This is a genomic window from Pseudomonas sp. AU12215 (assembly GCF_001675465.2).
In the GTDB taxonomy this organism is placed as follows: Bacteria; Pseudomonadota; Gammaproteobacteria; order Pseudomonadales; family Pseudomonadaceae; genus Pseudomonas; species Pseudomonas nitroreducens.
On sequence record NZ_MACM02000003.1, the window covers coordinates 22305 to 37281 of the forward strand.

Consider the following 14977-nt stretch of genomic DNA (forward strand, 5'->3'; position numbering starts at 1 on the left):
TGGCGTTTGCCCCTGGGCTGTTCGCGAGCAAGCTCGCTCTTGCGCGCGCCGGCGTCAGGCCGGCAGGAGCGAGCCCGCTCGTGAGGCGCATCCGCCGAACTAACAGGCGATCACATTCACCGCCAGCCCGCCCTTCGAGGTTTCCTTGTACTTGTCCATCATGTCGCGCCCGGTATCGCGCAAGGTGTCGATGGCCTTGTCGAGGCTGACCAGGTGCTGGCCGTCGCCTCGCAGGGCGAGTTGGGCGGCGTTGATGGCTTTGAGCGAGGCCATGGCATTGCGCTCGATGCAGGGCACCTGGACCAGCCCGGCGACCGGATCGCAGGTCAGCCCGAGGTTGTGCTCCAGGCCGATCTCGGCGGCGTTTTCCACCTGCTCCAGGCTGCCGCCGAGGACTTCCGCGAGACCGCCAGCGGCCATGGCGCAGGCTGAGCCCACTTCGCCCTGGCAACCGACTTCAGCGCCGGAAATCGAAGCGTTGAGTTTGCACAGGATGCCGATGGCGGCGGCGGTGAGCAGGTAGCGCTCGATGCCTTCGGCGTTGGCGTTGGCGTCATAGCGCGCATAGTAGTGCAGCACCGCCGGGACTATGCCGGCCGCGCCGTTGGTGGGAGCCGTCACGACGCGCCCGCCGGCGGCATTCTCCTCGTTCACCGCCAGCGCCCAAAGGTCCACCCAGTCCAGGGCACCCAGGGTGGTGGCGATCAGATTGCCGCTGTCCGCTTCGTTCAGCCGGCGATAGAGCATGGGCGCGCGGCGGCGCACCTTGAGGCCGCCGGGCAGTGTGCCTTCGGTTTCCAGACCACGGTTCACACAGCTCTGCATTTCCTCCCAGATATGCGCAAGGCCGGCGCGGATTTCCTCGTCGCTGCGTAGCGCGCGTTCATTGGCCCACATCAGGTCGCTGATGCGTCGGAAACCGTGCTCATGGCACAGGCGCAGCAGTTCCTCGGCGCTGTGGAAGGGGTAGGGCATCGGGTTGTCCGGCAGTGCGCGGTCGGTATTGAAGTCCGCCGCATCCACCACGAAGCCGCCGCCGACCGAGTAGCAGATGCGTTCGGCCAGCAGTTCGCCGTTTTCGTCCAGGGCGCGCAGGTGCAGACCATTGGGATGGGCGGGCAGGCTGTCGTCGTGGAAGACCAGTTGCCGTGCCGGATCGAAGTCGATTTCGTGCAGGCCGCCAAGACGCAAGCGATGACGCAGCAGGATGTCGTCCACCTGAGGGGCGAGGGCAGCGGGGTCGGCTTCCGCCGGGTCGATGCCGAGCAGGCCGATCAGGCAGGCGCGGTCGGTGGCGTGGCCCTTGCCGGTGGCACTGAGGGAGCCGAAGAGATGCACCTCTATGGCCTTGGTTGGGGCCAGCAGGCTTTCGGCGCGCAGGCGATCGACGAACTCGCGGGTGGCGCGCATCGGTCCCACGGTGTGCGAACTGGACGGCCCGACTCCGGGCTTGAACATGTCGAAGACGCTGAGGGTCATGGGGGTTCCTCCTGTCTTCCAGCATGGACCCGTGTGGCCTTGAATGCTCACCGACCGCTCGACGGCTGCAGACTCCTGCAGAGGCGGTTGCTACTTCGGGGCTCTAGCCCTGCGCCTGCAGGAACAGCGAGAACAGCTCGGACTGCGACTTGATCCCCAGCTTGGCGTACATGTGCTTGCGGTGGACCTTCACCGTCTCGGCGGAGATCGCCAGCTTGCGGGCGATCTCCTTGCTGGAGCAGCCGCTGAGCATCAACCGGCCCACTTCCAGCTCGCGCGCGGTGAGCGGTGTTTCCATCTGCTGGGCGGTGGATTCCAGGCGGTTCTGCCAGCGTGGCGGCGGGGGCGCTTCCTGGACTTCGCGTTCGAAGGCCATGCGTTGGCGCATCAGGCCGGCGACCCAGGGGTGTACCAGGGTTAGCAGGGCGATCTGTTCCGGAGTGAAGCGGCCCTTGCTGCCCACCGAACAGCAGAGGGTGCGCTCGCCGTCGAGTTGCACGTTGATCTGCACTTCATCGGCCACCACGTTGAGGCTGAAGTAGCGCTGGTAGTAATCGGTCTGCTCGAACATCTCCGGCGCCACGTCGTCCAGGCGCAGCAGCGCGCTTCCGGGCGCCTCGCGGCTGGCGATGTAGAAGGGGTCGAGCAGGTAGAGGCCCTTGAGGTAGTCCTGGAACAGCGGATCGGGGCCGCCATCTTCGCCGGGGCATTCGGCGAACACCTGGGGCCTGCCATTGCTGAAAAGCAGCACGACCCAGCTGTCGAAGGGCACATACTGGCCCAGCAGGCGCACCAGCGAGGTCCAGAAGTTCGGCTTGTCCAGCGCTTCGATCAGCTGCCCGACCGAGCGGTGCCAGGCGATATCCTGAAGGGAAAGGCTCATGACTCTACCCCCGATGGGTTACCACGCGGGCGTAATTACCCGGTGATGGCACGCCCGGCATACTCGGTGGATGCCTTGAACCGGCGCGGTGCGCATTTTGACCGACAGCGTCCGGTCACCGCAAAGACAAGAATCCGAGGAAGCCCCATGAAAGTAGAACTCGTCCAACTCGCCGGTCGTGATGGCGATGTGGCCTGGAACCTGGCCCGCACCCTGGAGGCCATCCACGCCTGCGCCGACGACACCCGACTGATGGTGTTCCCCGAGACCCAGCTGACCGGCTTCCCCACCGCGCAGAACATCGCCGCCATCGCCGAGCCGGTGGACGGCCCCAGCGTGCAGGCCGTGCAACGCGCCGCGCAGGAGAAGAACATCTCCGTCGCCGTGGGCTTCGCCGAAGCCGCTGACGATGGCCGCTTCTACAACACCACGTTGCTGATCACCCCCGAAGGCATCGCCATGAAGTACCGCAAGACGCACCTGTGGGCGTCGGACCGCGGCATCTTCACCCCCGGCGACCGCTACGCCACCTGCCTGTGGAACGGCATCCGCGTCGGCATCGTGATCTGCTTCGACATCGAATTCCCCGAATCCGCCCGCGCGCTGGGCCAACTGGGCGCTGAGCTGATCATCGTGACCAACGGCAACATGGACCCGTACGGCCCGACCCACCGCACCGCGATCATGGGCCGCGCCATGGAAAACCAGGCCTACGCCGTGATGGTCAACCGCGTCGGCGAAGGTGATGACGGCCTGGTTTTCGCCGGTGGCAGCGCCGTGGTCGACCCGTACGGCCAACTGATAGTCGAGGCCGGCCGCGAAGAGTGCCGGCAGATCGTCGAGCTGGACTTCGAACGCCTGGCGCAGTCGCGCCGCGACTACAGCTACCTGGCCGAGCGGCGCTTCGTGCTGCCCGGCGAGCTGCGCGAGCACGACGGCGGTCTGCGCGAGCTGATCATTCCCGCCTGAGTTTTTCTTCTGGCACCGCTGTCGGGGTGCCGGGGCGCAGGGCTGCGCCGATCAAGCGAATCATCAAGAACGACGGGCGCCGCGAGCACCCGCGAGGCCTGCGGGTGAGTGCAGGTCGGCAACTTAAGTACTGCCATAACAAACACAACGCGGAGTAAGCAGTAATGGCTCGACTCAAACGAACCCTGTCGCTGGGTTCGGTGGTGCTGTTCGGCATCGCCTACATGACCCCGATCATCGTCCTTGGCACCTTCGGCATCCTTGCCGACGTCACCCGCGGCGTAGTGCCTTCGGCCTACCTCGTCGCTTCTGTCGCCATGCTCTTTACCGCGCTCAGCTACGGGCGCATGGCCGCCGCCTTCCCGGTTGCCGGCTCGGCATACACCTACGTGCGCAAGTCGATCAGCCCGAAACTGGGCTTCCTAGCCGGCTGGGCTGTGCTGCTGGACTACCTGTTCCTGCCCATGGCCATCTGGCTGATCGGCGCGGCCTATCTGCATTCCGCCTTCCCGGCCGTGCCGCAAGCCTTGTGGGTACTGGCCTTCATCGGCGTAACCACCGCGATCAACGTGGTCGGCCTGCGCCTGGCGAAGAACATCAACGGCGTGTTGATGCTGGTGCAGTTCCTCGTGCTGATCGCTTTCGTTGGCCTGGCCATCCACTACGTGATGGGCGACGTCAGCCGTCCGCTGTGGACCCTGGAGCCCTTCCTCAAGGAGGGCACCCAGCTGCCGCTGATCATGGGTGGCGCGGCCATCGCCTGTTATTCGTTCCTGGGCTTTGACGCGGTCAGTACCCTGACCGAAGAAACCCACGAACCGCGCAAGACCATTCCGCGTGCCATCCTGCTGATCACCCTGATCGGCGGCGGCATCTTCATCGCCGCCAGTTATTTCGTACAGCTGGCGCACCCGTCGGTGGAGTTCCAGAACGCCGATTCCGCCGCCTACGAAATTGCCCGCAACATCGGTGGCGACCTGTTCGTCAGCTTCTTCCTGATCGGCCTGATCGTCGGCCAGTTCACCTCCGGCCTGTCGGCCCAGGCCAGCGCCTCGCGCCTGCTGTTCGCCATGGGCCGCGACGGCGTGCTGCCGCGGCCGTTCTTCGGGCGCATCAGCAAGCGCTTCGAAACCCCGGTGAACAGCATCGTGCTGTGCGGCGTGGTGGCCCTGCTGGCGCTGCACATGGACGTCACCACGTCCACCTCGTTCATCAACTTCGGCGCCTTCCTGGCCTTCAGCCTGGTGAACCTCTCGGTGATCTTCCATTACTACCTGAATGCCGAACGCCGCGGTCTGCGCGAGCTGGTGCTGTTCCTGCTGTTCCCGCTGATCGGCCTGCTCGCTGACCTGTGGCTGATGGTCAGCCTCGATCACCTGGCGATCTGGCTCGGCGCCACCTGGCTGGTGCTCGGCGTGATCTACCTCGCGGTGATCACCGGCGGCTTCCGCCAGCAACCGCCGGAGATGCATTTCGAGGAGGCGTGAGGCCCGCGCGGGGCTATGCTGGGGACTCCGAGCCGTGATGACCGAGGAGATCCCGCCATGCCCCGCCTCACTCTCTACCATTCGCCCCAGACACGCTCCAGCGGCACCCTGGTGCTGCTGGAGGAGCTGGGCGCCGAGTACGACCTCGAACTGATCAACATGAAGGCCGGCGAACAGCGCAAACCGGCGTACCTGGCGATCAATCCGCTGGGCAAGGTGCCGGCGATCCGCATCGGCGAGTCGCTGGTCACCGAGCAGGGTGCCATCTTCATCTACCTCGCCGACCTCTTCCCCCGCGCGAACCTCGCTCCTGCCCTCGACGATCCGCTGCGCGGCCCCTACCTGCGCTGGCTGGTGTTCTACGGCTCCAGCTTCGAGCCGGCCATCGTCGACCGCGCCCTCAAGCGCGATGCCGCACCGCAGGCCATGAGCCCTTATGGCGACTACGACAGCGTGATGCGCGCCCTCGCCGAACAGCTGGAAACCGGCCCTTACCTGCTGGGCAACCGCATGACCGCTGCCGATGTGCTGTGGGGCGCGGCCCTGCGCTGGACCATTGGCTTCGGCGTCGTGCCCAAGCTGCCGGTGTTCGAGCGTTACGTGGAACTGGTGACCTCGCGCCCGGCCTTCAAGCGGGTTTGGGAGCGGGATGTACAGTGGGCGGAGGAGCATGCCAGGGCGGCGGAAGCGAAGCCGTCGTGAGCGCTGGATGGAAATCGCGCGCGCTGGAAAGGTGATGCGCGATTTGAGGAGTTGGTCTCAAGTGAGGTGGGAGTATTCCTTTTCTCGTGTCGGAATATTTTCTCGCCTCCTCGATTGATCAATGATCACCCCAACGCCGCGCACCCCATCGCGTGGCGTCGGCAACTAAAGCTATTACAAGCCGCTCCTTGATTCATGTCCCCAAGGCCCTCCGCAAGGAGGGCCTTTTTTATGCGCGCGTTTCGGCCGTGCTCAGCCCTTGGCGGCGCTGACGCCTTCGAGGGTAGCGAAGGAAGTGTCCTTCGCGGTCAGCAGGAAATCGCGCATGAAGGGTGCGTCCAGCATGTCGGCGCGGATGGCGGCGAACAGGGTGCAATACAGGCCTTTTTCCCCCAAGCGCTTGGCGGTCACGTAGCCCCGCGAGCTGTACTCGTGCAGCGCCCAGTTGGGCAGGCTGCAGACGCCACGGCCGGAGGCCACCAGTTGCATCATCATCACCGTCAGCTCGGAGGTGCGGACCTGCGCTGGCTCGACGTCGGCCGGTTCGAGGAAGCGGGTGAAGATGTCCAGGCGATCGCGCTCGATGGGGTAGGTGATCAGCGTCAGGTTGGCCAGGTCTTCCGGAACGATGAAGGACTTGCCGGCCAGCGCGTGGTGGTTGTCCACCGCCAGCAGCGCTTCGTAGGTGAACAGCGGCACGTAGGTGATGCCGGCGATGTCCACCGGGTCGGAGGTCACCACCAGGTCCAGGTCGCCACGGGCCAATGCCGGCAGCGGGGCGAAGGAGAAGCCGGAGGCGAGGTCCAGCTCCACTTCCGGCCAGGCGTCGCGGAACTGGTCGATGGTCGGCATCAGCCACTGGAAGCAGCTGTGGCACTCGATGGCCATGTGCAGGCGGCCGGCGGTGCCGCCCGCCAGGCGCGCCAGGTCGCGTTCGGCGCCGCGCAGCTGCGGCAGCACGGCGTCGGCCAGTTGCAGCAGGCGCAGTCCGGCACTGGTGAAGCGCACTGGTTTGGTCTTGCGGATGAACAGCGACAGGCCCAGGCGTTCCTCCAGTTCCTTGAACTGGTGGGACAGGGCGGATTGCGTGAGGTGCAGGCGCTCGGCGGCCTCCACGAGGCTGTCGGCTTCGCGCAGGGCATGCAGGGTTTTCAGGTGACGGAGTTCAAGCATGGCGCGGCCTCGCCTCAGTATGAGGAAATCTTGATGAAAAGGCGGATAAATTGAACTGCCCTCATGATAAGCCGGCTGCTGGCGATTCACCAGCAGGGGGAGCCGGGCCCGACTCATCGGGCTGAGGTCACCAGCTCAGATAGAACATGCCCTTGGCCAGCAGGACGATCAGCACGACGTGGGCGAACACGCTGTAGTGGATGCGCCGGGAACGCTGGCCGGTCATGCGCCCGACACGCAATGAATACATGGCGAAGATGAAGTGGCCCAGGACACTGAGGGCCAGCAGCAGCTTGAGGCTGAGCAGGGTGGCGAAGGGCGATGCCAGCGGCTCGGCCAGCAGCGGCGCGTAACGCAGGTGCAGCATGCCCAGGCCGCTGCCGAACAGGGTCAGGATGACCCAGGGCATCACCCGGCGCAGGCGACGGCCGAGCGCGCCCTCGACCATTTTCATCGCCCGCGCCGGCACATGGCGGTGGATGCTCTCTAGGATGAGCACTTCGAAGAACACAGTGCCGACGAACAGGATCGCGGCGAACAGGTGCAGCACCAGCAGGATGGGGTAGGCCATGGCAGAGCTTCCGAGCGGGGGCTTCTATCTTCGCGACTGTTGGGGGCGGCCGCTCTTGATCCGCATCATGGGAAGGGCCGTCGGCGACCGCTCAGCGCCTTTCATCAAACTGTCACGGACCTGTGGCAGAGCGAGCGACGGAAATTCATCAGAATCGCTATCAACTGGGGTTTTGCGTTCCGGATTTTCATTCATGCGTGCTTTTCTACTGGCAGTCGTTCTTTTCTGCGGCTTGCCCTCCCTTGCTATTGCCGCCGATCGTTGCGATGCGCGGGTGCCGACCGAACTGGTCGACCTGGGCGACGTGCGCCTGGCCTACCAGAGCATCGGGCGTCCGCAGGACCCGACGCTGCTGCTGGTCATGGGCCTGGGTGGCCAGCTGATCCATTGGCCGGATGAGGTGGTCGAGGCGCTCTGCCAGCAGGGCTTCCGGGTGATCCGCTACGACAACCGCGATGTTGGCCTGTCTTCCTGGCGTGTTCCTACGCCCAGCGGCAACCTGACCTACGAAGTGATTCGCTATCGCCTTGGCCTGCCCGTGAGCGCGCCCTACAGCCTGACCGACATGGCCGGCGACGCACTGCACCTGCTGGACGCCCTGCACGTCGAACGCGCCCATGTGCTGGGCGCGAGCATGGGCGGGATGATCGCGCAGCATGTCGCCGACCTCGCGCCGGATCGCGTGATCAGCCTGACCCTGGTGATGACCAGCTCCGGCGCCGAAGGCCTGCCGGCGCCCAGCGAGTCGCTGCTGCGCCTGCTCGCCCGGCGCGAGGCCGCCAGCCGCGAACAGGCCATCGAACAGCAGGCCGACCTGCTGGCTGCCCTCGGCAGTCCGCAGGTTCACGACGACCGCCAGCAGTTGCTGCAGCAGGCGGCGCGCTCCTACGACCGCGCCTTCAACCCCGAAGGCGTGCAGCGGCAGATGCTGGCAATCCTCGCCGAGCCCAGCCGCGTGGAACTGCTCAACCGACTGAACGTGCCGACCCTGGTGGTCCACGGTACGGCCGATCCGCTGCTGCCGGTGATGCACGGCGTGCATGTGGCCGCGCACATTCGCGGCTCGGTGCTGAAGTTGATTCCGGGGATGGCGCACCGTTTCCAGGAAGACTTCAAGGAACCCTTGCTCGGCGCAGTGCTGCCGTACCTGCGCGAGCACCAGGGTGGCGGACACGTCGCCCAACTCTGAGGCTTTCGCAGGAGCGGACGTAGTCCGCGATCGATTTCCGACCACGCTGAGCCGGCCGGTTGCACATCGCGGCCGGAAACCGCTCCCACGCTCGCTGTGAGTTTCAGGGGGCGGGCAAGCTGTAGCGCTCGGCGAAATACTGCCGCAGGAACTCCACCGCCACCCGCACCTTGGCCGAGCTGGCCAGTGGGGCGGCGTAGACGGCCCAGATGTCCGCCGGCTGTTGGTATTCGGGCAGCACCTGCACCAGTCGGCCATCCTCCAGGCTGTCGTGCACGTCCCACCAGGAGCGCAGCAGGATGCCGCGCCCGTCGATGCACCACTGGTGCACCACCTCGCCGTGGTTGGACGACAGCGGCCCGGTGACCTTCACGCTTTCCTCGCCTTCCGGTCCCTGCAGGTGCCAGACGCCGAAGGGATGGTCGCGCTCCTTGATCACCAGGCAATCGTGCCCGGCCAGCTCGGCAAGGGTGCGCGGGGTGCCGCGGCGCTCCAGATAATCCGGCGCCGCACAGAGTACCCTGCGGTTGCGCGCCAGCGGGCGGGCGATGAGGTTCGGATCGATCTCGTTGCCGACCCGCACGTCCAGGTCGAAACCTTCGTCGATCAGGTCCACCAGGCGATCCTGCACATCCAGGCGGATATCCAGTTGCGGGTGGCGCGCGGCGAGTTCCGAAAGCGCGGGAGCGACGAAGCGCCGGCCCAGCCCCAGGCTGCTGGCGATGCGCAGCTGGCCGCTGGGCTCGCGGTGCAGGGCGCTGACGTCATCGCCCATGCGCTGCACGGCATCGAGGATGCGCAGCGCCCATTGATAGATGCGCTCACCATCTTCGCTCACCGAGACCCGCCGCGTGGTGCGGTGCAGCAGGCGCACGCCGAGGCCCTCCTCCAGCAGGCGGATACGCTTGCTGACGAAGGCGGCGGACATGCCCAGCTCGCTGGCGGCGCCGGCAAAGCTGGAGCGGCGTGCCACGTGGACGAAGACACGGAGATCTTCCAGGTTCGGCAGATTGTTCACAGTTCGTGTTTCAAGAATCTACGGTGGCAAGGATTATGTTTGTTTTTGCCACTTATAGCATGGCTGGCACTGCTTCCAACTTCACACCAGCGAGGGTGCCCCATGAGCAAGACATACAGAATCGCCGCCATTCCCGGAGACGGCATCGGCCAGGAAGTCCTTCCCGAAGGTCTGCGCGTAGTCCAGGCCGCTGCGCGCAAGCACGGACTGATGCTGGAGTTCGAGCACTTCGACTGGGCCAGCTGCGACTACTACCTGGAGCACGGCAAGATGATGCCGGACGACTGGTTCGAACAGCTGAAGGATTTCGACGCGCTGTTCTTCGGCGCCGTCGGCTGGCCGGACAAGGTACCGGACCATATCTCCCTGTGGGGCTCGCTGCTGAAGTTCCGCCGCGACTTCGACCAGTACGTGAACATCCGTCCGGTGCGCCTGTTCCCCGGCGTGCCTTGCCCGCTGGCCGGGAAGAAGCCCGGCGACATCGACTTCGTGGTGATCCGCGAGAACACCGAGGGTGAGTATTCGTCCCTGGGCGGGCGCATGTTCGAAGGCACCGAGAACGAGTTCGTGCTGCAGGAATCGGTGTTCACCCGTCGCGGCGTCGACCGCATCCTGAAATACGCCTTCGACCTGGCGCAGACCCGCGAACGCAAGCGCCTGACCTCGGCCACCAAGTCCAACGGCATGGCGGTGAGCATGCCCTATTGGGACGAGCGCACCGCGGCGATGGCCGCCGGCTATCCGGAGATCGCCTGGGACAAGCAGCACATCGATATCCTCTGCGCCCGTTTTGTCCTGCAGCCCGAGCGCTTCGACGTGGTAGTGGCCTCCAACCTGTTCGGCGACATCCTCTCCGACCTCGGCCCGGCCTGTGCCGGCACCATCGGCATCGCACCCTCGGCCAACCTCAACCCCGAGCGCAGATTCCCCTCGCTGTTCGAGCCCGTGCACGGTTCGGCGCCGGACATCTTCGGCCAGAACATCGCCAACCCCATCGCCATGATCTGGTCCGGGGCGCTGATGCTGGACTTCGTGGGCCAGGGCGATGCGCGCTACCGCGCGGCCCACGACGATATTCTCGCGGCCATCGAACAGGTCATCGCCCATGGATCGGTGACACGAGACATGGGCGGGCAGTTGTCGACCCAGACGGTGGGTGCGGCAATTGCTGAGATCGTTAGCAGATAAATCCTACATCTGCGGGGATTGCCCATGAAAAGCCCGTAGCTGAGCGGTTACGGGCGTCGTGGCAGGGCAGCATGAGTCGATGGGTAGCTCTTGCACCCTGCGGCGATTCATCGCAGACTGTTAACCATTAGATCGTTGTTAACCAGTGGTTTATTCGCGTTTGAGTCAACTGGTCCGACGATGCTTCATCCGCAGCCTGCGGCGGATGCGCAACAACAACAAAAAACGTCCCAGGAGACGCCTGATGTCCCCCTTGATGCCCCGCAAGACCCAGAAGGTCGATGTATTCCTGATATCCATGAGCCTGGTCGCGGTGCTCCTGACCGTGATCGGGCTCGCTGCGTTTCCGGCCCAGGCCGAGCAAGCCGCGAATCAGCTGTTCGAGGTTGCTACCCGCACCTTCGGCACCGCCGTGCAGCTGCTGATCTTCGGCAGCTCCCTGGCCGTGCTCTACATCGCCTGCAGCAAGTACGGCCACATCCGCTTCGGTAGCGGCAAACCGGAATATTCCACGGCCACCTGGGTATTCATGTTCATCTGCGCTGGCATGGGTTCCTCCACGCTCTACTGGGGCGTGATGGAGTGGGCCTACTACTACCAGACCCCCGGCCTGAACATCGTTCCGCAATCCCGTGAGGCGCTGGAGTACAGCGTCGGCTACTCCTTCTTCCACTGGGGCATCAGCGCCTGGTCGATCTACGCCCTGGCATCCCTGGCTATGGCCTACCACTTCCACGTGCGCAAGAAGAGCGGCCTGAACCTGGCTTCCATCGTCGAGGCCGTCACCGGCTTCAAGGCCACCGGTCCGGTGGGGCGCCTGGTGGACCTGATCTTCCTGCTGACCATGATGGGCGCACTCACCGTGTCCCTGGCGCTGACCGCCTCGACCCTGACCCGTGGCCTGTCCGGGCTGGTGGGCACGCCGGATACCTTCACCGTACAGGTACTGGTGATCGGTGTGATCGCCGTGCTGTTCTCCCTGAGCTCCTACATCGGCATCGATGGCGGCCTGCAGAAACTGAGCAAGATCGTCTGCTACGGCGCGCTGGTGTTTGCCGCGGTGGTGCTGCTGGTCGGTCCGACCCAGTTCACCATCAATAACACCGCCAACGGCATCGGCCTGATGATCCAGAACTACGTGCACATGAGCCTGTTCACCGACCCGGCCGGCGATGGCGCCTTCACTCGCAACTGGACGGTGTTCTACTGGCTCTGGTGGGTGTCCTACGCCCCTGGCGTGGCCATGTTCGTGACCCGCGTATCGCGCGGCCGGCAGATGCGCGAAGTGGTATTCGCCCTGCTGCTGGGCGGCAGCTTCGGTTGCTGGTTCTTCTTCGGTGCGCTGGAAAGTTACAGCATGCACCAGTTCATCACCGGTGCCGTCGATGTGCCGAAGATCCTCACCGAGCAGGGGGGCGAAAGCGCCGTAGAGGCGCTGCTGCTGGCGCTGCCGTGGGGCAAGCTGTTCCTCGCCGTGTACCTGTTCATCATGGCCGTGTTCTGCGCCTCGCACATGGATGCCGCGGCTTACGCCGTGGCCGCCACAAGCACCCGCAACCTGCAGGAAGGCGATGATCCGACGCCGACCCACCGCCTGTTCTGGGCCGTCACCCTGACCCTGGTGCCGCTGGCCATGCTGTTCGCCAAGGCCTCGCTGTCGACGATGAAGACCGCCGTGGTGCTCACCGCGATTCCGTTCACCCTGATCCTGCTGGTCAAGGTCTATGGCTTCTTCAAGTGGATGCTGGCGGACTATGGCTCGATGCCGGCCTACCGCATCGAGGAGGAGGCCGCAGCGATGGCGCTGGCAGGCGAGGCCGTAGTCGAGCCCCCGATTATCGCCGAACCCGTACGGGAAGTGGCCCTGGCCCAGTGATTTCCTGCGTGGCGTCGCCAGCCCGGGCGACGCCACCCGCAGGCTTTTTTTTGCCTGCGCTGTTAACCAACGGGTTGCAGTAAACCAAAAACAAATGGACCGCGCCCTGCGCGAGTCGATGAAAGCCTGGAGATATCCGATGACCGACTTCGAACGCCTGCCCGCCGATTTTTGCAGCGACCACGAGCGCGCCTACACCATTCCGGCGAACTTCTACACCAGCGATGCCGTATTCGAGCATGAGAAGGAAAAGATCTTCGCCCACAGCTGGATCTGCCTGGGCCATCGCAGTGAAGTGGCCGAGAAGAATGCCTATATCGTCCGCGAGGTGATCGGCGAGAGCATCATCGTCGTGCGCGGCCGCGACGATGTGCTGCGCGCCTTCTACAACGTCTGCCCGCACCGTGGTCACCAATTGCTCGAAGGCACTGGCGGCATTGCCAAGAACGTCATCGCGTGCCCGTACCACGCCTGGACTTTCAAGCTCGACGGCGAGCTGACCCACGTTCGCAACTGCGACCAGGTCGAGGCCTTCGACAAGGGCGACTACAGCCTGGTGCAACTGCGCGTCGAGGAATACGCCGGCTTCATTTTCATCAATATGGACCCGAACGCCGGCAGCGTGGAAGACCAACTGCCCGGCCTGCAAGCCAAGATGCGCGCTGCCTGCGCCGTGATCGACGATCTGCACTTGGCCGCGCGCTTCGTCAGCCAGACCCCGGCGAACTGGAAATCCATCGTCGACAACTACATGGAGTGCTACCACTGCGGCCCGGCCCACCCGAGCTTTGCCGACTCGGTGGACGTCGGCCAGTACGTCCACACCCTGCACGGCAACTGGACCCTGCAGTACGGTGTCGCCAAGTCTTCGGAGCAGTCCTTCAAGGTCGACGAGTCGGTGAGCGATCCGTCCTTCTCCGGCTTCTGGGCCTGGCCGTGCACCATGTTCAACGTGCCGCCGGGCGCCAACTTCATGACCGTGATCTACGAGTTCCCGGTCGACGCCGAAACCACGCTGCAGCACTACGACATCTACTTCCTCAACAAGGACATCACCGAGGAGCAGCAGAAGCTCATCGACTGGTACCGCGAAGTGTTCCGGCCGGAAGACCTGCGTCTGGTGGAAAGCGTGCAGAAGGGCCTGAAGTCCCGCGGCTACCGCGGCCAGGGCCGGATCATGGTGGATAAGCAGCGCACGGGTATCAGCGAGCACGGCATCGCCCACTTCCACAACCTGATCGCCGTGTCGCACCTGGACTGATCCGGTGCGCCGCCTGTGGGCGGCACTTGCGTGAGGCCTTGCATCGACGAAGTTGGCGCAGGGCACCCGCCCCGCAGACAGCGGGGCGGCATTCCCAAGAAAACAGCTCTCTTCCTCCGCCGCTCGGGGAGCCGGAAGAGAGGCGGGTGGCGCGGCCACCCGGTCAGTTGAGGTGAACCATGGCCAATACCTACGAGATGTTCAGCGTGCGCGTGACTGCCGTGGAGCAGGCAACCCCGCAGATCAAGCGCTTCACCCTGGCGCGAGCCGACGGCCAGCCAATGCCGGCCTTCAGCGGCGGCAGCCACGTGATCGTGAAGATGGCCGACGGCCTGAGCAACGCCTATTCGCTGATGAGCGATCCGCGCGACCTCAGTCACTACCAGATCGGCGTTCGACGGGAAGAGCAATCCAAGGGCGGGTCGGCCTTCATGCACCAGCAGGTCGAAGTCGGCACCCAGTTGACGATCTCCACCCCGAACAACCTTTTCGCCCTCGATCCCAAGGCCGGGCGTCACGTATTGATCGCGGGTGGTATCGGCATCACGCCATTCCTTTCCCAGTTGCATGAACTGGAAGGCGGCGCTGTCCCGTACGAGTTGCATTACGCCTTCCGCAGCCAGGAGCATGGCGCCTTCCAGGGCGAACTGGCAGACGGTCCGCATGCCGGAAATGTGCGTTTCTATGTGGACAGCGAGGATCGCCGACTCGATCTGGCCGCTTTGTTCGCCTCCCTGGCGGCGAATGACCACGTCTATGTCTGCGGGCCCAAGCCACTGATCGATGCCGTCATCGATGGCGCGAGGAAGGCTGGAATCGCTGACGCGCGCGTGCACTTCGAACAGTTTGCGGCCGCTCCCGCCAGCGGTGGCGCCTTCACCCTGGTACTGGGCCGCTCCGGCCGTGAACTGCGGGTGGAGGAGGGCATGACCATCATCCAGGCCATCGAGAACGTCAAGGCCGCCCAGGTGGACTGCCTGTGCCGCGAGGGTGTCTGCGGAACCTGCGAGACGCGCATCCTCGAAGGCGAGGTGGAGCATTTCGACCAGTACCTGTCGGACGAGGAAAAGGCGTCGCAACAGACCCTGATGCTCTGCGTCTCCCGCGCTCGCGGGGAGCGGTTGGTGATCGACCTGTAGCTTCCTGGCCTTGATCCAGGAGCGAGCTTGCTCGCGAACTCA

Annotated in this window: 13 protein-coding genes; 8 read left to right on the forward strand and 5 right to left on the reverse strand. The window is 64.8% G+C overall.

Going from position 1 to position 14977, the window contains the following annotated elements; genetic code table 11:
* Positions 1-99: 99 nt before the first annotated feature.
* Both A9513_RS00430 and A9513_RS00435 read right to left on the reverse strand, forming a co-directional pair.
* Positions 100-1479: an L-serine ammonia-lyase gene (locus tag A9513_RS00430; RefSeq protein WP_065083693.1), complete on the reverse strand. Its 1380-nt coding sequence runs from the start codon at positions 1477-1479 to the stop codon at positions 100-102.
* 103 nt (positions 1480-1582) lie between these two features.
* Entirely contained in the window at positions 1583-2362 is a 780-nt protein-coding gene (locus tag A9513_RS00435; RefSeq protein ID WP_024765374.1) for a helix-turn-helix transcriptional regulator, read from the reverse strand.
* Positions 2363-2509: 147 nt separating this feature from the next.
* Here A9513_RS00435 and A9513_RS00440 point away from each other — a divergent pair, with 147 nt between their 5' ends.
* From A9513_RS00440 to A9513_RS00450, 3 genes are all read left to right on the forward strand, one after another.
* On the forward strand, positions 2510-3331 hold the full coding sequence (locus A9513_RS00440) for a carbon-nitrogen hydrolase family protein (RefSeq protein WP_065083694.1): 822 nt from the start codon (positions 2510-2512) through the stop codon (positions 3329-3331).
* Positions 3332-3495: 164 nt separating this feature from the next.
* Complete coding sequence (locus A9513_RS00445) at positions 3496-4818, forward strand: APC family permease (protein WP_024765376.1); 1323 nt, start codon at positions 3496-3498, stop codon at positions 4816-4818.
* A 57-nt stretch (positions 4819-4875) separates the two neighbouring features.
* Positions 4876-5520, forward strand: a complete 645-nt coding sequence (locus A9513_RS00450; protein WP_024765377.1) for a glutathione S-transferase family protein — start codon at positions 4876-4878, stop codon at positions 5518-5520.
* A 252-nt stretch (positions 5521-5772) separates the two neighbouring features.
* Here A9513_RS00450 and metR read toward each other — a convergent pair whose 3' ends face one another.
* Both metR and A9513_RS00460 read right to left on the reverse strand, forming a co-directional pair.
* Positions 5773-6693, reverse strand: coding sequence for a transcriptional regulator MetR (metR, locus tag A9513_RS00455; RefSeq protein WP_024765378.1), 921 nt, complete (start codon positions 6691-6693; stop codon positions 5773-5775).
* Positions 6694-6820: 127 nt separating this feature from the next.
* Positions 6821-7264, reverse strand: a complete 444-nt coding sequence (locus tag A9513_RS00460; RefSeq protein ID WP_024765379.1) for a CopD family copper resistance protein — start codon at positions 7262-7264, stop codon at positions 6821-6823.
* Between the two features lie 193 nt (positions 7265-7457).
* On the opposite strand from A9513_RS00460, the gene A9513_RS00465 reads away from it, so the two are divergent.
* Positions 7458-8453 (forward strand): alpha/beta fold hydrolase, encoded by a 996-nt coding sequence (locus tag A9513_RS00465; RefSeq protein ID WP_024765380.1) that lies wholly within the window; start codon positions 7458-7460, stop codon positions 8451-8453.
* A gap of 103 nt (positions 8454-8556) precedes the next feature.
* Here A9513_RS00465 and A9513_RS00470 read toward each other — a convergent pair whose 3' ends face one another.
* A complete protein-coding gene (locus A9513_RS00470) occupies positions 8557-9471 on the reverse strand; it encodes a LysR substrate-binding domain-containing protein (RefSeq protein ID WP_065083696.1) in 915 nt (304 codons plus the stop codon).
* A 102-nt stretch (positions 9472-9573) separates the two neighbouring features.
* Here A9513_RS00470 and A9513_RS00475 point away from each other — a divergent pair, with 102 nt between their 5' ends.
* The 4 genes from A9513_RS00475 to A9513_RS00490 all read left to right on the forward strand — a co-directional run bounded on the left by A9513_RS00475 (position 9574) and on the right by A9513_RS00490 (position 14935).
* Complete coding sequence (locus A9513_RS00475) at positions 9574-10659, forward strand: tartrate dehydrogenase (RefSeq protein WP_065083697.1); 1086 nt, start codon at positions 9574-9576, stop codon at positions 10657-10659.
* A 244-nt stretch (positions 10660-10903) separates the two neighbouring features.
* Positions 10904-12535, forward strand: coding sequence for a BCCT family transporter (locus A9513_RS00480; protein ID WP_269215969.1), 1632 nt, complete (start codon positions 10904-10906; stop codon positions 12533-12535).
* A 139-nt stretch (positions 12536-12674) separates the two neighbouring features.
* The gene (locus tag A9513_RS00485; protein WP_024765384.1) at positions 12675-13796 is read left to right on the forward strand and encodes an aromatic ring-hydroxylating dioxygenase subunit alpha; all 1122 of its coding nucleotides are present in this window, start codon (positions 12675-12677) and stop codon (positions 13794-13796) included.
* Between the two features lie 179 nt (positions 13797-13975).
* On the forward strand, positions 13976-14935 hold the full coding sequence (locus A9513_RS00490; protein WP_065083698.1) for a PDR/VanB family oxidoreductase: 960 nt from the start codon (positions 13976-13978) through the stop codon (positions 14933-14935).
* Positions 14936-14977: the final 42 nt, after the last annotated feature.